The organism is Pseudomonas sp. AOB-7, assembly GCF_003696305.1.
GTDB lineage: Bacteria > Pseudomonadota > Gammaproteobacteria > Pseudomonadales > Pseudomonadaceae > Aquipseudomonas.
The window spans coordinates 1-19686 of the sequence record NZ_RFFK01000002.1; the positions used below are offsets into that span (position 1 = coordinate 1).

The 19686-nt window shown below is 66.7% G+C and carries 25 protein-coding genes and 1 pseudogene; 6 read left to right on the top strand and 20 right to left on the bottom strand.

Annotation, left to right across the window (positions count from 1 at the left end):
* Positions 1 to 285 (top strand): annotated as a pseudogene (locus EA796_RS04380) (aminotransferase class III-fold pyridoxal phosphate-dependent enzyme); the annotation flags it as partial.
* A 74-nt stretch (positions 286 to 359) separates the two neighbouring features.
* Here EA796_RS04380 and EA796_RS04385 read toward each other — a convergent pair.
* The 8 genes from EA796_RS04385 to EA796_RS04415 all read right to left on the bottom strand — a co-directional run bounded on the left by EA796_RS04385 (position 360) and on the right by EA796_RS04415 (position 4693).
* Complete coding sequence (locus EA796_RS04385) at positions 360 to 1376, bottom strand: alpha/beta hydrolase (RefSeq protein WP_122107686.1); 1017 nt, start codon at positions 1374 to 1376, stop codon at positions 360 to 362.
* 32 nt (positions 1377 to 1408) lie between these two features.
* Positions 1409 to 1639: a DUF2790 domain-containing protein gene (locus EA796_RS23400; protein WP_305955984.1), complete on the bottom strand. Its 231-nt coding sequence runs from the start codon at positions 1637 to 1639 to the stop codon at positions 1409 to 1411.
* Between the two features lie 4 nt (positions 1640 to 1643).
* Entirely contained in the window at positions 1644 to 2069 is a 426-nt protein-coding gene (locus EA796_RS04395) for an organic hydroperoxide resistance protein (protein WP_021445631.1), read from the bottom strand.
* Positions 2070 to 2119: 50 nt separating this feature from the next.
* The gene (locus tag EA796_RS23405) at positions 2120 to 2245 is read right to left on the bottom strand and encodes a hypothetical protein (RefSeq protein WP_021445630.1); all 126 of its coding nucleotides are present in this window, start codon (positions 2243 to 2245) and stop codon (positions 2120 to 2122) included.
* Between the two features lie 304 nt (positions 2246 to 2549).
* Positions 2550 to 3002, bottom strand: a complete 453-nt coding sequence (locus tag EA796_RS04400; protein ID WP_021445629.1) for a MarR family winged helix-turn-helix transcriptional regulator — start codon at positions 3000 to 3002, stop codon at positions 2550 to 2552.
* A gap of 97 nt (positions 3003 to 3099) precedes the next feature.
* Positions 3100 to 3405: an I78 family peptidase inhibitor gene (locus tag EA796_RS04405; protein WP_021445628.1), complete on the bottom strand. Its 306-nt coding sequence runs from the start codon at positions 3403 to 3405 to the stop codon at positions 3100 to 3102.
* A 26-nt stretch (positions 3406 to 3431) separates the two neighbouring features.
* Positions 3432 to 4082, bottom strand: coding sequence for a YceH family protein (locus tag EA796_RS04410; protein WP_122107687.1), 651 nt, complete (start codon positions 4080 to 4082; stop codon positions 3432 to 3434).
* Positions 4083 to 4132: 50 nt separating this feature from the next.
* Positions 4133 to 4693, bottom strand: a complete 561-nt coding sequence (locus EA796_RS04415; RefSeq protein WP_122107688.1) for a TetR/AcrR family transcriptional regulator — start codon at positions 4691 to 4693, stop codon at positions 4133 to 4135.
* A gap of 89 nt (positions 4694 to 4782) precedes the next feature.
* Between EA796_RS04415 and EA796_RS04420 the strand changes: the two genes are divergently transcribed.
* The 3 genes from EA796_RS04420 to EA796_RS04430 are packed head-to-tail and all read left to right on the top strand — an operon-like array spanning position 4783 to position 6410.
* Entirely contained in the window at positions 4783 to 5520 is a 738-nt protein-coding gene (locus EA796_RS04420; protein WP_122107689.1) for an SDR family oxidoreductase, read from the top strand.
* Between the two features lie 30 nt (positions 5521 to 5550).
* A complete protein-coding gene (locus EA796_RS04425; RefSeq protein ID WP_122107690.1) occupies positions 5551 to 6144 on the top strand; it encodes a 2-hydroxychromene-2-carboxylate isomerase in 594 nt (197 codons plus the stop codon).
* Positions 6145 to 6194: 50 nt separating this feature from the next.
* Positions 6195 to 6410, top strand: coding sequence for a DUF3820 family protein (locus tag EA796_RS04430; protein WP_021442876.1), 216 nt, complete (start codon positions 6195 to 6197; stop codon positions 6408 to 6410).
* Positions 6411 to 6485: 75 nt separating this feature from the next.
* Here EA796_RS04430 and EA796_RS04435 read toward each other — a convergent pair whose 3' ends face one another.
* From EA796_RS04435 to EA796_RS04445, 3 genes are all read right to left on the bottom strand, one after another.
* Positions 6486 to 6734 carry a hypothetical protein gene (locus tag EA796_RS04435; protein ID WP_021442875.1) on the bottom strand — a complete coding sequence of 83 codons (249 nt, stop codon included), beginning with the start codon at positions 6732 to 6734 and terminating at the stop codon, positions 6486 to 6488.
* Between the two features lie 192 nt (positions 6735 to 6926).
* The gene (locus EA796_RS04440; protein ID WP_122107691.1) at positions 6927 to 7814 is read right to left on the bottom strand and encodes an SDR family oxidoreductase; all 888 of its coding nucleotides are present in this window, start codon (positions 7812 to 7814) and stop codon (positions 6927 to 6929) included.
* Positions 7811 to 9364, bottom strand: a complete 1554-nt coding sequence (locus tag EA796_RS04445; RefSeq protein WP_122107692.1) for an NAD(P)/FAD-dependent oxidoreductase — start codon at positions 9362 to 9364, stop codon at positions 7811 to 7813. The genes EA796_RS04440 and EA796_RS04445 overlap by 4 nt, the downstream gene beginning before the upstream one ends.
* 115 nt (positions 9365 to 9479) lie before the next feature.
* On the opposite strand from EA796_RS04445, the gene EA796_RS04450 reads away from it, so the two are divergent.
* Positions 9480 to 10187: a TetR family transcriptional regulator gene (locus EA796_RS04450; protein ID WP_122107693.1), complete on the top strand. Its 708-nt coding sequence runs from the start codon at positions 9480 to 9482 to the stop codon at positions 10185 to 10187.
* A gap of 129 nt (positions 10188 to 10316) precedes the next feature.
* Here the strand turns inward: EA796_RS04450 and EA796_RS04455 are convergent, their stop codons facing one another.
* The 4 genes from EA796_RS04455 to fnr all read right to left on the bottom strand — a co-directional run bounded on the left by EA796_RS04455 (position 10317) and on the right by fnr (position 13593).
* Positions 10317 to 11153 carry a metal-dependent hydrolase gene (locus EA796_RS04455; RefSeq protein WP_021442871.1) on the bottom strand — a complete coding sequence of 279 codons (837 nt, stop codon included), beginning with the start codon at positions 11151 to 11153 and terminating at the stop codon, positions 10317 to 10319.
* A gap of 203 nt (positions 11154 to 11356) precedes the next feature.
* Complete coding sequence (locus tag EA796_RS04460; RefSeq protein WP_122107694.1) at positions 11357 to 12175, bottom strand: ion transporter; 819 nt, start codon at positions 12173 to 12175, stop codon at positions 11357 to 11359.
* A 90-nt stretch (positions 12176 to 12265) separates the two neighbouring features.
* Positions 12266 to 12814: an adenine phosphoribosyltransferase gene (locus EA796_RS04465; protein ID WP_021442869.1), complete on the bottom strand. Its 549-nt coding sequence runs from the start codon at positions 12812 to 12814 to the stop codon at positions 12266 to 12268.
* A gap of 44 nt (positions 12815 to 12858) precedes the next feature.
* The gene (gene fnr, locus EA796_RS04470) at positions 12859 to 13593 is read right to left on the bottom strand and encodes a fumarate/nitrate reduction transcriptional regulator Fnr (RefSeq protein ID WP_021442868.1); all 735 of its coding nucleotides are present in this window, start codon (positions 13591 to 13593) and stop codon (positions 12859 to 12861) included.
* Between the two features lie 154 nt (positions 13594 to 13747).
* On the opposite strand from fnr, the gene EA796_RS04475 reads away from it, so the two are divergent.
* Complete coding sequence (locus tag EA796_RS04475) at positions 13748 to 14197, top strand: hypothetical protein (protein ID WP_122107695.1); 450 nt, start codon at positions 13748 to 13750, stop codon at positions 14195 to 14197.
* Positions 14198 to 14223: 26 nt separating this feature from the next.
* On the opposite strand, the gene hemN is transcribed toward EA796_RS04475, so the two are convergent.
* The 5 genes from hemN to EA796_RS04500 form a co-directional block, all read right to left on the bottom strand.
* Positions 14224 to 15606, bottom strand: a complete 1383-nt coding sequence (gene hemN / locus EA796_RS04480) for an oxygen-independent coproporphyrinogen III oxidase (protein WP_122107696.1) — start codon at positions 15604 to 15606, stop codon at positions 14224 to 14226.
* Between the two features lie 186 nt (positions 15607 to 15792).
* On the bottom strand, positions 15793 to 16476 hold the full coding sequence (locus EA796_RS04485) for a sulfite exporter TauE/SafE family protein (protein WP_122107697.1): 684 nt from the start codon (positions 16474 to 16476) through the stop codon (positions 15793 to 15795).
* Positions 16469 to 16675 carry a cbb3-type cytochrome oxidase assembly protein CcoS gene (gene ccoS, locus EA796_RS04490; protein WP_096826649.1) on the bottom strand — a complete coding sequence of 69 codons (207 nt, stop codon included), beginning with the start codon at positions 16673 to 16675 and terminating at the stop codon, positions 16469 to 16471. The genes EA796_RS04485 and ccoS overlap by 8 nt, the downstream gene beginning before the upstream one ends.
* A gap of 75 nt (positions 16676 to 16750) precedes the next feature.
* The gene (locus EA796_RS04495) at positions 16751 to 19159 is read right to left on the bottom strand and encodes a heavy metal translocating P-type ATPase (RefSeq protein WP_122107698.1); all 2409 of its coding nucleotides are present in this window, start codon (positions 19157 to 19159) and stop codon (positions 16751 to 16753) included.
* Positions 19160 to 19167: 8 nt separating this feature from the next.
* Positions 19168 to 19686, bottom strand: coding sequence for a FixH family protein (locus tag EA796_RS04500; protein WP_064494669.1), 519 nt, complete (start codon positions 19684 to 19686; stop codon positions 19168 to 19170).

The following is a 19686-nucleotide window of genomic DNA, read 5'->3' on the forward strand; positions in this document are numbered from 1 at the left end:
GAGCATCCGCTGGTGGGCGAGGTGCGCGGTGTCGGCATGCTCGGCGCCATCGAGTTGGTGCGGGGCAAGGTGACGCGCACGCGCACGCGCTTCGCCGGCGAGGTGGGCGTGGGCATGGTCTGCCGCGGTCATTGCTTCGACAATGGTCTGATCATGCGCGCCGTGGGCGACACCATGATCATCGCGCCGCCGCTGGTGATCAGCCGTGCGGAGATCGACGAACTGGTGGAAAAAGCACGCAAGTGCCTGGACCTGACCTGGGAACAGGTTCGTAGCTCTGTGTGAGCAGTCGCGAAGGACGATGAGCAAAACCAAACCCCGCCACCGGTAACGGTGGCGGGGTTAGTTTTTTCAGCCGCTTACTCGAGGCCGTTCTTCAGTGCCTGGGCGGCCTGATCCATGGCGTTGCGCACCGCCGGCACCCCGGCCAGCACGTTGAGCAGGCCATAGTCGTGGATCATGCCGTTGTAGCGCACGGCGGTCACCGCCACGCCGGCGGCGTTGAGGCGGCGGGCGTAGGCTTCGCCTTCGTCGCGCAGCACGTCCATCTCGGCGGTCTGCACCAGTGCCGGCGGCAGGCCTTTGAGCTGCTCCAGGCTGGCCCGCAGCGGCGAGGCATGGATCTCGTTGCGCTGCTTCGGGTCGGTGGTGTAGTTGTCCCAGAACCATTCCATCATGCCGCGGGTCAGGAAGTGGCCTTCGGCGAACTGGTTGTAGGAGGCGTTGTTGAAGTTGGCGTCGGTCACCGGCCACAGCAGCAGCTGGAAGCGCAGCTTCGGCGTGCCAGCCTCCTTGGCCTTGAGCGCCACCACCGCCGCCATGTTGCCGCCGACGCTGTTGCCGGCCACGGCCAGACGGGAGCCGTCGACGCCGATCTGGCTGCCGTTGTCGGCGACCCACTGGGTGGCGGCGTAGGCCTGGTTGATCGCGGTCGGGTACTTGGCTTCCGGCGACGGGGTGTAGTCGACATAGACCGCCGCAGCGCCGGAGCCTACCACCAGGTCGCGGATCAGGCGCTCATGGGTCGGGTAGTCGCCCAGCACCCAGCCGCCGCCGTGAAAGAACATGAAGCCCGGCAGCACGCCGCGAGCACCTTCGGGACGCACCACCTTGAGGGTGATCGACTGGCCGTTGGCCTGGATCACCTTGGTGTCCACCACGATGCCGGACAGGTCCACCTTGGCACTGGCCTGGGCGCCCACCAGCACGGCGCGGGCATCCTTCGGCGAGAGGGTTTCCAGCGGTTGGCCGCCGCCGGCAGCCAGGGCCTCGAGGAAGCCCTGAGTGTTGTGTTCCACACCGGGGCTGCCGGCGGCGAAGCTACTGCTAACGGCCAGGGCAAGCAGCCCGGCGGTCAGGGTACGCGAGATGTTCATGGTCAAACTCCTGTCGATAGGGGCTGCAAGGATCAGTTCTGGTTGCTGCAAATGCTGGACAGCTGCTCGTAGGTGAGCACTTCCACTTCACCGGCGCTGTTGCGGTAAGTCATCTTCGCGGTGACCACTTCGCACCAGGGGCTGGCGGGTACGCCGATGGCAATCGGCATGGCGATATTCAGTGGCAAGCCGCAGCGATACGGGGTGGCTGCGGTGTTTCCTCTTGGGCCCGCTGACGGCCAGGCCGTCAGCGTTCGCCTCAGTGTGTCAGACGATGGTCAAGGTGACGTCGATGTTGCCGCGGGTGGCATTGGAGTAGGGGCAGACGATGTGCGCGCGGTCCACCAGGGTCTGCGCCGCTTCGCGGTCCAGGCCCGGCAGGCTGATGCGCAGCTCCACCTCGATGCCGAAGCCGGTGGGGATCGGGCCGATGCCCACGGTGCCTTCGATAAAGGAGTCGGCCGGGATGCTCAGCTTGTCGCGGGCGGCGACGAACTTCAGGGCGCCGAGGAAGCAGGCCGAATAGCCGGCGGCGAACAGTTGTTCCGGGTTGGTGCCGTTGCCGCCGGCGCCGCCGAGTTCCTTCGGCGTGGTCAGGGCGATGTCCAGTACGCCGTCGGAGGAGACGGCGCGGCCTTCACGGCCGCCGAAGGCTTCAGCGGTAGCACGGTAGAGAACGTTTTCGATGGTCATGGCGGTATTCCTCTTGAGATGCGATGGGGGGGTGCGTAGGTATTCGTCGATCAGCCTTCGTGGCTGACCAGCCATTCGGGGTACAGGCCCTTGCCGTTCTGGCTGGCTTGACCATTGTCGGCCAGAACCGGGGCGGAAAGAATCAGCGTGGCGGTCAGTGCGATCAGGGTTTTCATCGGTTTCTCCAGGGCTTCGGTGGGTAGCGGGTGGAGACGACAGCGAAGTCTCCGTGGAATATTTCGCGCTAATGTTTTGTGCGCAAGTCATTTCCATGGAGCGAACTGTAGTCCGCATACATTTTGCGCGCAAGATAATTTTTTGAGTATTTCGCTATAACCCTGGAACTTCAGAGCATAAGCAGGCGTGACGGGGGATAGAGCCGATGGAAGGGCTCGGGCGGGGGCGTGCGGACCTCGGATGGACCTTGAGGTGGCGGCCGCTCAATCGCTGCCGGTGCGATGGGCGGCATGAGCGCCTGGTTTAGAGCGATTGCTGCAGGTGACTGCGCAGTTCCACCAGATCCGCTTTGAGCGAGGCGAGCTTCTCCAGGCTCAGGCCGGAGGCCTTGAGGATGCAGGCCGGCAGCGCCTTGGCCTGCTCGTGCAGGGCGCGGCCCCGGTCGGTGAGGTAGAGCTGCACCACGCGTTCGTCCTGGCTGCTGCGTACCCGCTGCAGCAGGCCCTCGCTTTCCAGGCGCTTGAGCAGGGGGGTGAGCGAGCCGGGGTCGGTGAGCATGCGTGCGCTGATCTCGCCGACGGTGATGCCGTCGTTCTCCCACAGCACCAGCATGGCCAGGTACTGCGGGTAGGTCAGTCCCAGTGCCTGCAGCAGCGGCTTGTAGGTCTTGGTCATCAGCAGCGAGGTGGAATAGAGGGCGAAGCACAGCTGGTTGTCCAGCAGCAGCTCGGCGCAGGGCTGCACTTGGGTGGTCATGGCGGTGGCCTGTGAGGGGGTAAGTGTGCTTAAAGCTAGCGCGCCAATGATCTTTGCGCCAGAGGAAGGTGCGGGCGTCACCCGCACCTCGACCAGGCTAGCCGCAGGATACGCGGGTGATGACGCGCTGGTCGTCGACGTTGAGATTGAGGCGCTGGCCGTTGTATTCCAGGGTCACCACGCTGCCGGGGGTGAGCACGCGGGCGGTGCTGGCGCCGGCCTGCTGGCGGGCCTGTTCGAGCAGTTCGGGGGTGGCCACCTGGCCCTGCAGGTGTTCCACTGCCGAAGAGGTGCAGCCCTGGCTGGGGTCGGCGGGCTTGGCCGGCGGTTTGTCGGCGGTGCTGCAGCCGGCGGCGAGCAGGGCGGTGGCGAGAATCAGGCTGAAACGGGTTTTGAGAGTCAACGCTGTGGGCTCCTTTTCCATAGGGATTATTGCGCGCCTTCGAGGCGCGCCAGACGTTCTTCGAGGGCGGCGATGCGCGCTTCCAGTTCGACCAGGCGTTCGTCGTTAGGTGCCGAGGTCTCGCTACGCGAACTGGGGCGGCTGGCCAGCAGGCTTTCCAGGTCGGTCGGCTCGCCCAGCAGGTGCATATAGCGATCCTCGCGCTGGCCGCTCTGACGCGGCAGCAGCACCACCAGGCCGCGGCCGATCAGGCGCTCCAGCTGGTGCTGGACTTCGGCGACGTCGTCGAAGTCGTGCATGCGGTTGCTGCGTGTCAGCAGTTCGCTCAGGGTCTGCGGGCCGCGCAGCAGCAGCAGGCCGAGCAGCACGGTCTGCGGCTTGACCAGCTCCAGCTGCTTGTCGCAGCGCTGCTCCCAGCGGTCGGCGCGGCTGCCCATGACCAGGCGCACCAGCTCGCGGCCTTCCAGGCTGCGCAGGTAACGGCCGACTTCGCCGGTTTCCAGGTTCATCAGCGGCTCGCGGCTGGTCTTCTGGTTGCAGGCCAGTTGCAGGGCATTGAGGGTCAGCGGGTAGCTTTCCGGGGTGGTCAGCTGCTTTTCGATCAGGCAGCCGAGCAGGCGCACTTCGATGGCGTGCAACGGGGTGTCGCCGACCAGGGGGGAGGGGGTATGGGACATGGGTGGATCCTGCCGCGGGGAAATAGCCTCTAGCCTAGCGGTATCCGCCCTCAGCCGACAGGCTCCAGTGTGCCTTGCAGCAGATTCAGGCTGGCGTCCAGCACCTGCTGGCGGGCTTCGCCGCCGGCCAGCATGCGCGCCAGCAGCACGGCGCCGAGGCATTGGGCGAGGATGGCCCAGGCCAGTTGCGGGTCGCCTAAGATCTCGGCCCAGGCCTGCTGCAGTTGCACTATCCAGTCCTGGACGCGTTGGCGTACGGCCAGGTCGGCGCGGGCGATCTCGGCGCCGAGGGCGGGCAGGGCGCAGCCCTGCTGCGGCTGTTCGACGTGGGCCAGGCTGAGGTAGGCGGCCAGGCAGCGCTTGAGCTTGTCGCGCCCGCCATCGCCGGCGCCGAGGCGGGCCAGGCTGTTGCTCAGCTCGCGTTCGAGCAGCGCGGCGAACAGGGCGTCCTTGGAGTCGAAATGGCTGTAGAAGGCCGCGCCGCTGAGGCCGATGGCCTTCATCAGGGCGTCCACGCCGGTGGTGGCGAAGCCGCCCTGCTTGGCGATGGCGCCGCTGCTGGCGAGCAGTTTCTCGCGGGTTTCGGCCTTGTGTTCGGCGGAGTAGCGCATGGGAGCTCCGGAGGAATGTCGCTTGACCTGGCGCGAAGCCTAGCATAACGTCCGTTCACCTAACGACCGTTTAGTTAGCGAGGTAGGCCATGAGTGACGTACACAACAAGAAAGTCGCACTGGTTATCGGCGCCGGCGATGCCACCGGCGGCGCCATCGCCCGGCGTTTCGCCCGTGAAGGCTATGTCGCCTGCGTCACCCGGCGCAGCCTGGACAAGTTGCAGCCGCTGCTCGAGCAGATTCGCGCCGAGGGCGGCCAGGCCCATGGTTTCGCCTCCGATGCGCGCCAGGAAGAGCAGGTGGCCGAACTGGTCGAGCACATCGAACGGGAGATCGGCCCGATCGAGGCGATGGTCTTCAACATCGGCGCCAACGTGCCCTGCAGCATCCTCGAGGAGACCGCGCGCAAGTACTTCAAGATCTGGGAAATGGCCTGCTTCGCCGGGTTCCTCACCAGCCAGGCGGTGGCCAAGCGCATGGTCGCCCGCGGCCGCGGCACCATCCTGTTCACCGGCGCCACCGCCGGTCTGCGCGGCGCCGCCGGGTTTGCCGCCTTCGCCGGCGCCAAGCACGGCATCCGCGCCCTGGCGCAGAGCATGGCGCGCGAGCTGGGGCCGCTGAACGTGCATGTCGCCCATGTGGTGGTGGACGGCGCGATCGACACCGCCTTTATCCGCGACAGCTTCCCCGAGCTCTATGCCAAGAAGGACCAGGACGGCATCCTCGATCCCGAGCATATCGCCGACAGCTACTGGTACCTGCACAGCCAGCCGCGCGACGCCTGGACCTTCGAGCTGGACCTGCGGCCCTGGATCGAGCGCTGGTAATTGCCCCATAACCACAAGCGAGTGACCGCCATGAGCAAGAGCGTGGAATTCTTCTTCGACCTGGGCAGCCCGGCCTCCTACCTGGCCCATACCCAACTGCCCGCCATCTGCCGCGACAGCGGCGCCGCGCTGGTCTACCGGCCGATGCTGCTGGGCGGCGTGTTCCAGGCCACCGGCAACGCCTCGCCGGCGCTGATCCCGGCCAAGGGCTGCTACATGCTGCGCGACCTGGCGCGCTTCGCCGAGCGCTACGGCGTGGCGATGCGCTTCAACCCGCATTTCCCGCTCAATACCCTGAGCCTGATGCGCCTGGTCGTCGCCATCCAGCTGTATCAGCCCGAGCGCTTGGCGGCGGGCCTGCAGGCGCTGTTCCAGGCGATCTGGGTGGATGGCGCGAACCTCGGCGATCCGGCGAAGGTGGCCGAAGTACTGACCGCGGCCGGCTTCGACGCCGAGGCGCTGCAGGCGCAGATCGCCGAACAAGAGGTGAAGGACGCGCTCAAGGCGACCACCGAGGAGGCGGTCAAGCGCGGCGTGTTCGGCGCGCCGACCTGCTTCGTCGGCGGCGAGATGTTCTTCGGCCAGGATCGCCTGGATTTCGTGCGCGAGGCGCTCGCGCGCTGAGGCTCTGGCACAATGGCCGGCGTTACCGCCGATCATTGTGCGAGACCCCGATGAACCCCGAAGCGCTGAAACTCCTGGTGACCCGCCGCATGCCCTACGGCAAGTACAAGGATCGGCTGATCGCCGACCTGCCCGGGCACTACCTCAACTGGTTCGCCCGCGCCGGCTTTCCCAAGGGCGAACTGGGCCAGCTGCTGGCGCTGATGCAGGAGATCGACCACAACGGCCTCAAGCCGCTGCTCGATCCGCTGCGGCGGGATGCATAGCCCGGATGCCACCGGGGAAAGCCTTGCGCTCTGCCGCGGATTTCATCCGGGCTACGGGCTGCGGTGCACCCAGGGTCAATGCCAGCTGCGGCCGTGGTCGAGCTTCTGGTCCACCAGCCATTTGCCGTGGGCGATGGAGGCGCGCTGCGCCTTATTCAGGTCGTCCATGAAGGCATAGTCCACCGGCAGGGTCTGGCGCTTGCTGGTGTGGCCGTCGGGGTCGGTGATCTGGCAGCCGCCGGCCCAGGGCGTGGGCAGGCCTGGGTGTTCCATCACCGTGGCGCGAATGATGTGGTCGCGGTGGGTGCAGGTCATGGTGCTCATGGGCTTATCCTCATGGCGAGGCGCCGCCCCGGGCGTCGACGCTGGCCCGAGGGTTCCAGCCGGGGGCCGGAATCGGCGCCGCGTGGATGAGTGTTGCGTCGGTTTCCCCACCATAGCCCAGATGGCGCAGCGCCGGGCGTTACCCGACAAAACGCACGGGGCCGGCATGGGCCGGCCCCGCGGTGGCGCTTTTTACTCGGTCGCCTCGCGCACCTTGGCTGCCCCCTTGGGCTTGGGCGCGAAGCGCGCGGCCAGGCGCATCGAGACGGTCACCAGGCGTTGGTACAGCGCCGGCATGCTGCGCTGCATCCAGTCCAGCACATGGGCGTCGGCGCCGATCAGGATGCGCCGCTTGTTGGCCAGCACGCCGCCCACTATGACCTTGGCCGCCTGTTCCGGCGTGGTGCGCAGCAACTGATCGTTGAACTGCTGGCGCGCCTGCTCGGCGGCTTGCCCTGTTACCTTGGTCAGGCTGTCGTTCATCCGCGCGGTCTTGGCGATATTGGTGCGAATGCCGCCGGGGTGCACGCAGCTGGCGGACACGCCGCAAGCGTCCATGTCCAGCTCCTGGCGCAGGGATTCGGTGAAGCCGCGCACGGCGAACTTGCTGGCGTTGTAGGCGCTCATGCCGGGCTGGGAGAACAGGCCGAACACGCTGGAGACGTTGACCACATGGCCGGCGCCGCTCGCCTTGAGGTGGGGCAGGAAGGCCTTGGTGCCGTTGACCACGCCCCAGAAGTTGATGTTCATGATCCACTCGTAGTCTGCGTAATCGTTGCCTTCCACGGTGCCGCCCTGCGCCACGCCGGCGTTGTTGAAGATGGCATTGACCCGGCCGAACTCGGCCACCACCTGCTCGGCCCAGGCCTGCATGGCGGCGCGGTCGGCCACGTCCAGGCGGGCTGCGCTGACGGTGACGCCAAGCTTGCGCGCCTGCTCCGCGGTTTCCGTGAGGCCCTCGAGATTGACGTCGGACAGCGCCAGGTGGCAGCCCTGGCGGGCCAGGTGGTAGGCGAGGGCGCGGCCGATGCCGGAGCCGGCGCCGGTGATGGCGGCTACTTTGTTTTCGAAGGATTTCATGCGGTGGCCTCCTGCACGTCGAGGATGAGGGCGTTGCTCTGCGCCGGGTGTACGGCGTCCTTGCGGCTGAAGTGGTAGGCCGCCGAGTCGAAGTGGCGCGTCAGCATGCGAAAGCGCCAGGTGAAACCGGGCCATACCGTGCAGTTGCGCCCGCTGACCGGGTGCAGGTACCAGCTCATGCAGCCGCCGGCGTTCCACACCGTGCCGCCGAGGGTGCCCTGGATCCTCCGGTTGAAGGCATCCTGCGCCTCGCGCTTGGGTTCCAGGCTCTGCAGGCGGCCGTCCTCGACCTGCTTGAGGGCGCCGAGCACGTAGGCGATCTGCGACTCGATCATATAGACCATGGAGTTGTGGCCCAGCCCGGTGTTCGGTCCCATGAGGAAGAACAGGTTGGGGAAGCCGGCGGTCATGGTGCCCTTGTAGGCTTCCGGGCCCATCGGCCAGGTGTCGAGCAGGTCGACGCCGCCGCGGCCGAACACCGTGCCGCGCGGCAGCGGGTCGCTGGGGGTGAAGCCGGTGCCGAAGATGATGGCGTCGACCTCGCGTTCCTGGCCATCGGCGGTGCGCACGCCGTGCGGCAGGATTTCGGCGATGCCGTCGGTGATCACCGCGACGTTCGGCTGCACCAGCGCCGGGTAGTAGTCGTTGGAGATCAGCACGCGCTTGCAGCCCATGGTGTAGTCCGGGGTGACCTTGGCGCGCAGCACCGGGTCCTTGATCTGCCTGTTGATGTACAGCTTGGCGATGCCCTGGGCCAGGCGCAGCAGGCGCGGGGCGAAGGCGAAGGCGATCACCCGGCTTTCGAGGATGCCGTACAGGGCGCCGCGCCAGAGCTTCTGCGCCAGCGGGAAACGCCGGAAGCGGGCGCGCTCGCCGTCGCGAATGGCGCGGTCGGGCTTGGGCATGATCCAGGGCGCGGTGCGCTGATAAAGGTCGAGGCGCTCGACCTGCTTCTGGATCTGCGGCACGAACTGGATGGCCGAGGCGCCGGTGCCGATCACCGCCACGCGTTTGCCGGTGAGGTCGTAGTCGTGGTTCCACTGCTGCGAGTGAAAGACCTCGCCGGTGAAGTGCTCCAGGCCCTTGAGCTTGGGAATCGACGGCGTCGACAGCGCGCCCATGCCGGAGACCACGAACTGCGCGCTGTAACGGTTGCCGGCGCGGTCCTGCAGGTGCCACAGCTCGGCCTGTTCGTCCCAGCGGATCTGCACCACCTCGGTGCCGAGCAGGGTCTTGTCCTGCAGGCGGTACTTCTCCCAGCAGCCTTCCAGGTATTGCTTGATCTCCGGCTGCTTGGCGAACATCCGCGTCCAGTTCGGATTGGGCTCGAAGGAGAAGGAGTACAGGTGCGATTGCACGTCGCAGCCGCAGCCCGGGTAGTTGTTGACCCGCCAGGTGCCGCCGACGCCCGCCTCTTTCTCGAACAGGAGGAAATCCTGCTCGCCCTTTTGCTTGAGGCGGATCGCCATGCCGAGGCCGGAGAAGCCGCTGCCGAGGATGGCGATCTTGCACTGGCGGGCAGCGGTAGGGGGTGACACGGGCGCATTCATGGGCGAACTCCTGCTTGTCGTTCTTGTTGAGGTCTACAGCTGTATACCTGGGTAGACAGATGTATACTCGCGGCGCGCCAGCGGACCAACAAGCCAACTTTCGGTAGGGGTGAGGATGCACAGCGACGAAACGCAGCTACGCGACAAGGTCGGCGAAGCCCCCGGCAAGCGCCTGCTGATGGAGGCGGCGTTACGTCTCACCTCAACCAGCCGCAGCCTCAGCAGCCTGGGCCTGCGCGAGCTGGCGCGCGAGGCCGGGCTCAACCCCAATACCTTCTACCGGCATTTTCGCGACATCGACGATCTCGGCCTGAGCGTGATCGGCGAGATCACCCAGCTGCTGCGCCAGCCATTGCGCGACCTGCGCCGCGAGGCCGCGCAGCGCGCGGTCAAGGACGAGGGGCCGGTGCTGCCCAAGCTGCTGGGCATCGACCTCGGCCGCGGTCGGCGCGTCTGCCACGAGACGGTGCAGCTGTTCTTCAACTTCGTCGCCGAGCACCCCGAGGCCTTCATCATCGGCGTGCGCGAACTGCACGGCGCTTCGCCCGTATTGCGCGAGGCACTGCGCCAGGTGATGGACGATTTCGCCGACGATATGGCCGAGGACATCCTCGAGTTCAAGCTGTTGCCGGGTATCGTCAGCGCGGCAGCGGTGCGCCAGGTGTCCGGACTGATAAGCCGCAGCCTGTTCGAGCAGTCGCTGGACTATATCGGCCAGCCGCAGCGGCGTGCGGCGATCCGCGCGCTGGCCGAGGAGCAGATCGTCATGCTGTTCACCGGCGCCAGCGTGCTGCAGAGCCTGGGGCAGCTGCGTCTGGGCTGAGGGTCGTCCGAGGCGCTTGGCCAGGACCGGATTTATCCGCGAATTTCGCGGCTCAAGCCGCTCCCACAGTGCCTGCTCCGGGGCGCACAGGCGAATGAAAAAGGGCGGCCAGGGCCGCCCGAGGGGACATCAGTTGGCGAAGCCGAGGCGCTGGCGCCAGCGGCTTTCCAGTTGCGCGGTGTCGTGATCCTTGGGGTGGAAGCCGGGGCGGTAGTAGTCCAGGTAGGGGCCGATCAGCTTGGTGAAGAAGCCGTTGCGCGGGCCGAACAGCGTCTTCAGGCCGAAACCCCAGCTGCGCCAATTGAACAGCTGGCCGTCCTTGCGCAGCAGGTGCACCTGGAACCAGCCGATCACGCCGAGGAAGATCAGGGTGGTCAGCATCATCACCAGGGTGCGGGTGAAATAGCCGCCGTAGACCTTCTGGTACACGTCGTAGCAGACCGCCTTGTGCTCGTTCTCCTCGATGGCGTGCCACATCCACAGCTGGTACAGCTTGGGGTCGTTCATCTGGGTGGTGAGGTCTTCGCGCTTGAGCAGCTGCTCGGCCATGGTCGCGGTGAAGTGCTCCAGGGCGCAGGTGGCGGCCAGACGCTGCTTCTTGGTGCTGACCTTGGTGACCCACTCCAGCAGCACCTTGATGCGCAGCTCCAGGCGCTCCAGGTCGATATCGTGCTCATTGGCGTAGTCGTTGTAGGCCGCGTGCTCCTTGGAGTGCATGGCCTCCTGGCCGATGAAGGCGCTGATGTCCTTCTTCAACTGCGGTTCGCTGACCTGGTCGCGCACCGCCCGCACGCTGTCGACGAAGAACTTCTCGCCGTAGGGGAACAGCGACGACAGGTTGTTCATGAACTGGCTCATGAAGGGATCGTCGTAGAACCAGTACTTGGGCGTCTCGGAGAAGCTGAAGTCCATGCGGCGAACCGGGAAGCTGGATTTCGGCTGGGGCAGGGTGGCGCTGGCGCTCATCGTTCGAGTCCTCTTCTGGGGAGCCGGTGCTCCCGGTTGTTGTGCGGCTCTGGGCGACACGAGCAATCGTGTCATTGAACGATGTAACTATCGGGCGCAGGCGCGCCGGACGCCGCCAACTTAAGGCGGGTCGTGTCGGACAAGCGCGAGGGACTGAAGGGGCCAGGGCGGGGCAATCCGCCCTGGTCGAGGCGAGCGAGGGGTTAGCGGCTCTGGCGGCGCAGCTCGGCGATTTCGCCGCGTAGCGCCCTGAGCTCGTCGAGGATGGCCTGCTCGCGGGCCTCCGCGGCCTGTTCCTCGGCGCTGGGCTCGTGGGTGCTCTGCATGGCGTTGACGATCACCGCGATGAACAGGTTGAGCATCATGAAGGTGGCGATGAGGATGTAGGGCACGAAGAACAGCCAGGCCAGCGGATAGGCCTCCATCACCGGACGCACGATGCCCATCGACCAGCTCTCCAGGGTCATCACCTGGAACAGGGTGTAGAGGCTGGCGCCGATGTTACCGAACCACTCGGGGAAGCTCTGGCCGAACAGCTGGGTGGCCATTACCGCGGCGACGTAGAAGATCAGCCCCATCAGCATGACGATGCTGCCCATGCCCGGCAGCGAGGCGAGCAGCGCCTGCACCACCTTGCGCATGCTCGGGTTGATCGAGATCAGGCGCAGCACGCGCAACACGCGCAGGGCGCGCAGCACGGCGAAGGGGCCGCTGGCCGGTACCAGGGCGATGCCCACCACCAGGCAGTCGAACACCGCCCAGGGATCGCGCAGCAGGCCGGGGCCGCGGGCGGCGAAGCGCAGCGCCAGCTCGATGACGAAGCAGGCGAGGATGATGGCGTCCAGGGTCAGCAGCGGCCGGCCCCAGTCGGCCATGATCGCCGGCGAGGTCTGCAGGCCGAGAATGGCGGCGTTGATCACGATCAGCAGGGTGACCAGGCGCTGCACGGCCAGGCCGTCCATCAGCTGGCCCAGGCGCTGGCGCCAGTCGGCGGGGGATTGCTTCAGTTCGAGTTCGTTCATGATTACTTCAGTGGATATCGGTGGTCCGGATGCCGTCCGGGATGGGGCGCACGCCTGTCCCGGATGGCATCCGGGCTACGCGGCAACTGCTCAACGATCGTCGAGGGCGAAGGCGGTCAGGCAGAAGGTGGGGATGCCGATGTCCTGCAGCTTCTGCGAGCCGCCCAGTTCCGGCAGGTCGATGATCGCCGCGGCTTCATGGATGCTGGCGCCCATGCGTCGCACCAGCTTGGCGGCGGCCAGCAGGGTGCCGCCGGTGGCGATCAGGTCATCGAAGATCAGCACCGAGTCGCCCTCGCAGAGGCTGTCGGCATGCACCTCGAGGAAGGCTTCGCCGTATTCGGTCTGGTAGCCCTCGCTGAGCACGTCGGCCGGCAGCTTGCCCTGCTTGCGGAACAGCACCAGCGGCTTGTTCAGTTCGTAGGCGATGATCGAGCCGATCAGGAAGCCGCGCGCGTCCATGGCGCCGATATGGCTGAACTCGGCCTCCACGTAACGCTGGATGAAACTGTCGGCGACCATGCGCAGGGCGCGCGGCGACTGGAACAGCGGGGTGATGTCGCGGAAGATCACCCCCGGCTTGGGAAAGTCCGGCACCGGGCGGATCAGGGTCTTGATGCTGAATTCGTCGAAAATCATCGCGGGTTCCTGAAAGGCGCTGCGCCCACGACTCGCGGGCGAGCTCAGACGTCGAGGTTGCCGCCGGCCAGGGCGCACAGCTCGATGGGGTCGAGAATATGCACTTCCTTGCCTTCGGCTTCGAGCAGCTTGTTCTGTTGGAAGCGGGTAAATACGCGAGACACCGTCTCCACCGCAAGGCCCAAATAGTTACCAATTTCGTTGCGCGACATGGCCAGGCGGAACTGGTTGGCGGAGAAGCCGCGGGCACGGAAACGCGCGGAGAGGTTGACCAGGAAGGTGGCGATGCGTTCGTCGGCGGTCTTCTTCGACAGCAACAGCATCATCTGCTGATCGTCGCGGATCTCCCGGCTCATGACGCGCATCAGCTGGCGGCGCAGCTGCGGCAGCTGCAGGGCCAGGTCGTCGAGGCGCTCGAAGGGGATCTCGCACACCGAGGTGGTCTCCAGCGCCTGGGCCGAGACCGGGTAGCGCTCGCCGTCGACGCCGGACAGGCCGACCAGCTCGCTGGGCAGGTGAAAACCGGTGATCTGCTCCTCGCCGGCGTCGCTCAGGCTGAAGGTCTTCAGCGCGCCGGAGCGCACGGCGAATACCGAGCCGAAGGCGTCGCCCTGGCGGAACAGGAATTCGCCCTTCTTCAGCGGGCGGCCGCGCTTGACGATCTCGTCCAGCGCGTCCATGTCTTCCAGGTTAAGCGAGATCGGCAGGCACAGGCTGGCCAGGCTGCAATCCTTGCAATGGGCTTGATGCTGCGCACGCAGCTTGATGCTCTCGGACATCGTTGGGCTTCCCGGGTAAACACGCAATGTTCGTAAGGGTACAGCAGGGGGCGGATGCCGGCCAGTCGTAGCAAGGTCTGACCATCCGCTCAAGTTCGTCGCCAGGCGGCCGACCCAGACAGTGGAACCTTAGTTCAACGCAGGGAGCAGCGCGATGCGCATCGAATCCGGCGCTCCGCTGGCCAATCTGGTCCGCGGCGTGCAGCGACAAAATAGCGCAGGCGAGCGCAGTCCCGAGGAGGTGCGCGAGGGCCTGCGCATCAGTCTCTCCGAGCTGGGCAGGAGCCTGTCGGCCAAGGCCGGCAAGAACCAGGACATCGACGACAGCGGGCTGCCCGACAGCATCAAGCAGCTGCTGAAGATGATCCGCGAGCTGAAGGCGCAGATCGCCGAGAAGCAGGCGCAGATCGAGGCGATCATGAGCGATCAGAGTCTCGATGCGGAAACCAAGCGCCAGCAGCTTGAAGGGCTGCAGACCGAGCTGGCGTCGCTCAACAGCGCCTTGACTGCGGCCAATGCCAACCTGATCAAGCTGATGCGCGACAACGGCCTCAGCGACGAGCAGATGATGACCGCCGCCAGCCTGGCGATGGCCGAGCCCTGATCGCCGGCAAGCCGGCTGCTAACCGGTCAGATCACCCGTGAAAAGCGCTGGCGCACCTGGTCGTTGAGGTAGCGGTCGAACAGCATGCACAGCGAACGTACCAGCAGGCGGCCGGCGGGCAACACTTCGAGGCGTTCGGCGTCGAGTCGGATCAGGCCGTCGCGGGCCAGTTGCTGCAGCTCGGGCCAGAGCGCGGCGAAGTAGTCGCGAAAGACCAGGCCGTGGGCCTGCTCGATGGCGGCAAAATCCAGCTGGAAATGACAGATCAGCTGCTGGATCACCGCGCGGCGCACGCGGTCGTCGGCGTTGCAGTGCAGGCCGCGGCTGGTGGCCAGTTGGCCGTTGCCGAGGCTCTGCTGGTAGCTGGCGATGTCGCTGTCGTTCTGGCTGTAAAGGTCGCCGATCTGGCTGATGGCCGACACCCCCAGGCCGATCAGGTCGCAATGACCGTGGGTGGTGTAGCCCTGGAAGTTGCGCTGCAGGGTGCCTTCCTCCTGGGCCACGGCCAGCTCGTCGTCGGGCAGGGCGAAGTGGTCCATGCCGATGTACCGATACCCGGCGCGGGTCAGCTGCTCGATGCTGGCCTGCAGCATCTCCAGTTTCTGCGCCGGGCTGGGCAGGTCGTCGGCGCTGATGCGCCGCTGCGGCATGAAGCGCTCGGGTAGATGGGCGTAGTTGAACAGCGACAGGCGGTCGGGCTGCAGGGCGATCACCTCGGCGACGGTACGGGCGAAGCGCTCGGGGGTCTGCTTGGGCAGGCCGTAGATCAGGTCGATGTTCACCGAGCGGAACTGCAGGGTGCGCGCCGCCTCGACTATGGCGCGGGTCTCCTCCAGGGTCTGCAGGCGGTTGACCGCGCGCTGCACCTCGGGGTCGAGGTCCTGCACGCCGAGGCTGACGCGGTTGAAGCCCAGCTCGCGCAGCAGACCCATGGTCGACCAGTCGGCCTCGCGCGGGTCGATCTCGATGCTGTAGTCGCCGGAGTCGTCGTCGAGCAGATTGAAGTGCTGACGCAGGTGCTGCATCAGCCGGCGCAGTTCGTCGTGATTGAGGAAGGTCGGGGTGCCGCCGCCGAAGTGCAGCTGCTCGATCACCTGGCCCCGGTCCAGGTAGCGGCTGATGATCTCGATCTCGCGTTCAAGCTTCTCCAGATAGGGCAGGGCGCGACCGCGGTCCTTGGTGATCACCTTGTTGCAGGCGCAGTAGTAGCAGATGTGCGCGCAGAACGGGATGTGCAGGTACAGCGACAGCGGGCGCTTGCCCTTGCGGCTGTCGCGCAGGGCGTGCAGCAGGTCGAAGGGGCCGATGTCGTCGTGGAACTGCACGGCGGTCGGATAGGAGGTGTAGCGCGGGCCGGCCAGATCGTAGCGGCGGATCAGGTCGGCGTCCCACTGGATGGCGTCGAGCATGGAAAAAATCCTGGAAAGGCAGTGGGGCCAGTCTAGGGAGTGCGGCGGCGGCGGCTGTTGATCTGAGTCAGGTCGCGGTGCGTTTGCCTGGCGCGCGCGTTACATGTGCCGGCGCAGCTGTAGGTTGGCGCTGAGCGCAGCGAAGCCCAACGGGGGGCAGCGGGCGGCGGCGTTGGATATGGCGTCTCAGTGCCCCATCAGCCAGTGCTGGTGCGGGCCGGGCAGGGTCCAGAGGCCGAACAGTATGACCAGCAGGCCGCCGGCCATGCGAATGCCGCGCTGGCGCAGCAGGGCGGTGACGCGTTCGGCGGCGAGGCCAGTGGCCAGCAGCACCGGCCAGGTGCCCAGGCCGAAAGCCAGCATCAGCACGGCACTGTCGACCGCGTTGCCCTGGCTGGAGGCCCACAGCAGGGTGCTGTAGACCAGCCCGCAGGGCAGCCAGCCCCACAGCCCGCCCAGCACCAGGGCGCGCGGCAGGCTGGTAACCGGCATAAAGCGCCGGGTCAGCGGTTGAATGTGGCGCCACAGGCCGCGGCCGAGCGCCTCGATACGGGTCAGGCCGCTCCACCAGCCGGCCAGGTACAGGCCCATGGCGATCAGCAGCAAGGCCGCCAGGGTGCGCATCACCACTTCGCCGGCGCTGCCGGCAATGGCCCAGCCGGCCAGACCGAGGAGCAGGCCGGCGGCGGCATAACTGAGGATGCGACCGAGGTTGTAGGCCAGCAGCAGGCGCAGGCGGCGGCCGCGCTGCTCGGCCGGGATGGCCAGGGTCAGCGCGCCCATCAGGCCGCCGCACATGCCCAGGCAGTGACCGCCACCGAGCAGGCCGAGAATCAGCGCGGACACCAGCAGCGGCGCCAGCTCAAGCATCGGGCTTGTCCTGCTTGCTCTGCTCTTCGGCCTGTTCGACCCCCGCCTTGTGCAGCGGGTCTTCGTCGTCGAACAGAATGCTGTGCGCCGGGCCGTCGAGGTCGTCGTACTGGCCGCTGTCCACCGCCCAGAAGAACAGCCAGATGGCGAAGCCGACCAGGGCGATGGCGACGGGAATCAGGATGTAGAGGGCGGACATGCTGTCTCCATGGTGGGCATCTGGGTAGGCGCGAGCGCTGCTCGCGAACCGCTTGGTCGCGAGTAGCGCTCGCACCTAGGTGTTCGGGGGGCGGCTCAGGCGCAGCGCATTGAGCACCACCAGCAGCGAGCTGAGCGACATGCCCACCGCGGCCCAGATCGGCGTGATCCAGCCGAGGGCGGCGAAGGGCAGGACCAGGCCATTGTACAGGGTGGCCCAGGTTAGGTTCTCGACGATGATGCGCCGCGTGCGCTTGGCCAGGGTCAGGCCCTGCACCAGGCTGCCCAGGCGGTTGGACAGCAGCACCGCATCGGCGCTGGTCTTGGCCAGGTCCGAGGCCGAGCCCATGGCCACGCTGATGTCGGCGGCGGCCAGCACCGGCACGTCGTTGACCCCGTCGCCGAGCATCAGCACGCGGCGACCGGCGCCGTGCAGCTGCTTGAGCACCGCCAGCTTGGCATCCGGGGTCAGGCCGCCGCGGGCATCCTCGATGCCCAGCTGGCGAGCCACCTCGCCAACCATCGGCGAGCTGTCGCCGGACAGCAGGTGGATCTGCCAGCCACGGGTGCGAGCGGCGGCGATCAGCTCGGGCGCATCCTCGCGCAGGCGGTCGTCGAGCACGAACCAGGCCAGCGGCCCTTGTTCATCGCCTAGCAGCAGCCATTGGCCGTGCTCGCCGGCAATCGACGGCACGGTTTGGCCGCTCAGGGCGCAGACGAAGCTGGCCTCGCCGATGCGCAGCAGACGGCCGTCGACGCGGCCCTGCAGGCCCTGGCCAGGATGGCTGTCGACCGACTCGGCGGCGCGCGGTGCCTGGCCGAAGGCGCGGGCGATGGGGTGCTCGGAGCGGTTCTCCAGGGCCGCGGCCAGCGCCAGGCAGGCGTCCTGGTCCAGCTCGCGCAGCGGCTGGATGGCCCTGAGCGTCAGACGGCCCTCGGTCAGGGTGCCGGTCTTGTCGAGCACCAGGGTGTCGATCTGGTTCAGGCCTTCTAGCACATGGCCGCGCGTCAGCAGCATGCCCAGCTTGTGCAGGGTGCCGGTGGCGGTGGTCAGCGCAGTCGGGGTGGCCAGGGCCAGGGCGCAGGGGCAGGTGGCCACGAGCAGGGCGAGCACGACCCAGAAGGCGCGGCTGGAGTCGATCTCCCACCAGGCGAAACCGACCACGGCGGCAGCGATCAGGATGAACAGCAGGAACCATTGCGACACGCGGTCGGCGATTTCCGCCAGGCGTGGTTTTTCGCTCTGAGCCCTATCCAGCAAACGCACGATGGCCGAAAGGCGCGTGGCATCGCCCAGCGCCTGCACTTCGACGGTCAGCGGGCCTTCGACGTTCAGCGTGCCAGCGGTAACGCTGTCGCCGATGCCGCGTGGCAGCGGCAGGTACTCGCCGGTGAGCAGCGATTCGTCGACACTGGATTGGCCGGCGAGGATGCGCCCGTCGGCGGGAATCAGCGAGCCGGGTTGCACCAGCACCTGCTCACCTTCGCGCAGCTCGCTGAGCAGGATGCGCTGGCTCTGGCCGTCGTCGCTCAGGCGCAGGCAGGAGGCCGGCAGCAGCTTGACCAACTGCGCCGTAGCGGCGGCTGTGCGTTCTCGTGCACGGCGCTCCAGGTAGCGTCCGGCGAGCAAGAACAGGGCGAACATGCCCACGGCGTCGAAATACAGTTCGCCCTGGCCGGTGATGGTTGACCAGATGCCGGCCACGTAGGCACCGCCGATGGCCAGCGAGACCGACACGTCCATGGTCAGATGGCGGGTACGCAGGTCGCGCAGGGCACCGCGGAAGAACTGACCGCAGCAGTAGAAGACGATGGGCGTGGTGAGAAACAGGCTGGTCCAGCGCAGTATCTTGTCCAGCTCCGGCGACAGGTCGATGTTGAATTCCGGCCAGGTGGCCATGGTCGCCATCATCACCTGCATCCACAGCAACCCGGCCACGCCCAGCTCGCGCATGCGTCGACGGTTTTCCGCGGCCATGCGCTCGGCGGCCTCGTCGGCGCGCCAGGGGTGGGCGGCGTAACCGATGCGGCGCAGTTCGGCGAGCAGCTTGCTCAGCGCGATCTGGCTGTCCTGCCAGCGCACCTGCAAGCGGTGATTGGACAGATTCAGGTGCGCTTCGGCGACACCCGGCACGCCGCGCAGATGCTTCTCGATCAGCCAGCCACAGGCGGCGCAACTGATGCCTTCGATCAGCAGCTGGGTTTCGCTCAGTTCGCCCTCGTGCTGGACGAAGGGCTGCTGCACATCGCTGCGGTCATACAGCGCCAGTTCATCCGGCAGGGCGGCGGGTAGTGCCTGCGGGTTGGCCGCGTTCTCGCTGCGATGGCTGTAGTAATGCTCCAGGCCGCCAGCGACGATGGCTTCGGCCACGGCCTGGCAGCCGGGGCAACACATTTCGCGGGTCTGGCCGAGTACGTCGGCACGGAACTGGCTGCCGGTAGGCACCGGCAGGCCACAGTGATAGCAGGGAGTGGGGGTGGGCATCGGCTGGGTCAGTAGGAGGGGTTGTCACCGATCATGATGGTCTGGCCGCCGCTGATGTTCTCTTCCTCGAACAGACGCCAGTTCTGGCTGCCTTCCTGGCCGAGCAACTCGACGAAGCGGCGACCGCTGACTTCATCGACCATCTGCCCACGGTACTGGCCGTCAGCGGCCGGCTGCAGGATCACGCGGCGGTCGCGCTCCGGCTGGGTCGGCGAGATCAGGTTGAGCACGATCTGCTGCGGTCTGCTGTTGCCCTCCAACGACAGGGTGGCGACGCCGGTGGTGTTGTCCAGCACCAGCTCGCCATGCAATTGCAGGCGCTCGGCCAATTTTTCGCGCTCCAGCGACTGGTTGATGCCCTTGCCGACATCGTAATAGTCGTCGGAGATCAGCCCTGGCGGATTCTTCGTGGCGATGGTGAGCAGGGTCAGGCCCTGCACTACCGAGTAGCCCAGCAGGAACAGGATGAACCAGGGCCAGAACTGCTTGTACCAGGGTTTGACTGGCGATGGGGTTTGCTCGGTCAT

Excerpts from the sequence above, each read along its gene's own strand:
- EA796_RS04385 (WP_122107686.1), bottom strand. The coding sequence starts at position 1,376 with ATGAACATCTCGCGTACCCTGACCGCCGGGCTGCTTGCCCTGGCCGTT.
- EA796_RS04430 (WP_021442876.1), top strand. The coding sequence starts at position 6,195 with ATGAACCCCGAAGCGCTGAAACTCCTGGTGACCCGCCGCATGCCCTAC.
- EA796_RS04410 (WP_122107687.1), bottom strand. The coding sequence starts at position 4,082 with ATGTCCCATACCCCCTCCCCCCTGGTCGGCGACACCCCGTTGCACGCC.
- EA796_RS04465 (WP_021442869.1), bottom strand. The coding sequence starts at position 12,814 with ATGATTTTCGACGAATTCAGCATCAAGACCCTGATCCGCCCGGTGCCG.
- fnr (WP_021442868.1), bottom strand. The coding sequence starts at position 13,593 with ATGTCCGAGAGCATCAAGCTGCGTGCGCAGCATCAAGCCCATTGCAAG.
- EA796_RS04475 (WP_122107695.1), top strand. The coding sequence starts at position 13,748 with ATGCGCATCGAATCCGGCGCTCCGCTGGCCAATCTGGTCCGCGGCGTG.
- EA796_RS04395 (WP_021445631.1), bottom strand. The coding sequence starts at position 2,069 with ATGACCATCGAAAACGTTCTCTACCGTGCTACCGCTGAAGCCTTCGGC.
- EA796_RS04495 (WP_122107698.1), bottom strand. The coding sequence starts at position 19,159 with ATGCCCACCCCCACTCCCTGCTATCACTGTGGCCTGCCGGTGCCTACC.
- EA796_RS04440 (WP_122107691.1), bottom strand. The coding sequence starts at position 7,814 with ATGAAATCCTTCGAAAACAAAGTAGCCGCCATCACCGGCGCCGGCTCC.
- EA796_RS04455 (WP_021442871.1), bottom strand. The coding sequence starts at position 11,153 with ATGAGCGCCAGCGCCACCCTGCCCCAGCCGAAATCCAGCTTCCCGGTT.
- EA796_RS04450 (WP_122107693.1), top strand. The coding sequence starts at position 9,480 with ATGCACAGCGACGAAACGCAGCTACGCGACAAGGTCGGCGAAGCCCCC.
- EA796_RS23405 (WP_021445630.1), bottom strand. The coding sequence starts at position 2,245 with ATGAAAACCCTGATCGCACTGACCGCCACGCTGATTCTTTCCGCCCCG.
- EA796_RS04415 (WP_122107688.1), bottom strand. The coding sequence starts at position 4,693 with ATGCGCTACTCCGCCGAACACAAGGCCGAAACCCGCGAGAAACTGCTC.
- EA796_RS04445 (WP_122107692.1), bottom strand. The coding sequence starts at position 9,364 with ATGAATGCGCCCGTGTCACCCCCTACCGCTGCCCGCCAGTGCAAGATC.
- EA796_RS04425 (WP_122107690.1), top strand. The coding sequence starts at position 5,551 with ATGAGCAAGAGCGTGGAATTCTTCTTCGACCTGGGCAGCCCGGCCTCC.
- EA796_RS04400 (WP_021445629.1), bottom strand. The coding sequence starts at position 3,002 with ATGACCACCCAAGTGCAGCCCTGCGCCGAGCTGCTGCTGGACAACCAG.
- EA796_RS04435 (WP_021442875.1), bottom strand. The coding sequence starts at position 6,734 with ATGAGCACCATGACCTGCACCCACCGCGACCACATCATTCGCGCCACG.
- EA796_RS04500 (WP_064494669.1), bottom strand. The coding sequence starts at position 19,686 with ATGACCGAGCAAACCCCATCGCCAGTCAAACCCTGGTACAAGCAGTTC.
- EA796_RS04485 (WP_122107697.1), bottom strand. The coding sequence starts at position 16,476 with ATGCTTGAGCTGGCGCCGCTGCTGGTGTCCGCGCTGATTCTCGGCCTG.
- ccoS (WP_096826649.1), bottom strand. The coding sequence starts at position 16,675 with ATGTCCGCCCTCTACATCCTGATTCCCGTCGCCATCGCCCTGGTCGGC.
- EA796_RS04460 (WP_122107694.1), bottom strand. The coding sequence starts at position 12,175 with ATGAACGAACTCGAACTGAAGCAATCCCCCGCCGACTGGCGCCAGCGC.
- hemN (WP_122107696.1), bottom strand. The coding sequence starts at position 15,606 with ATGCTCGACGCCATCCAGTGGGACGCCGACCTGATCCGCCGCTACGAT.
- EA796_RS04420 (WP_122107689.1), top strand. The coding sequence starts at position 4,783 with ATGAGTGACGTACACAACAAGAAAGTCGCACTGGTTATCGGCGCCGGC.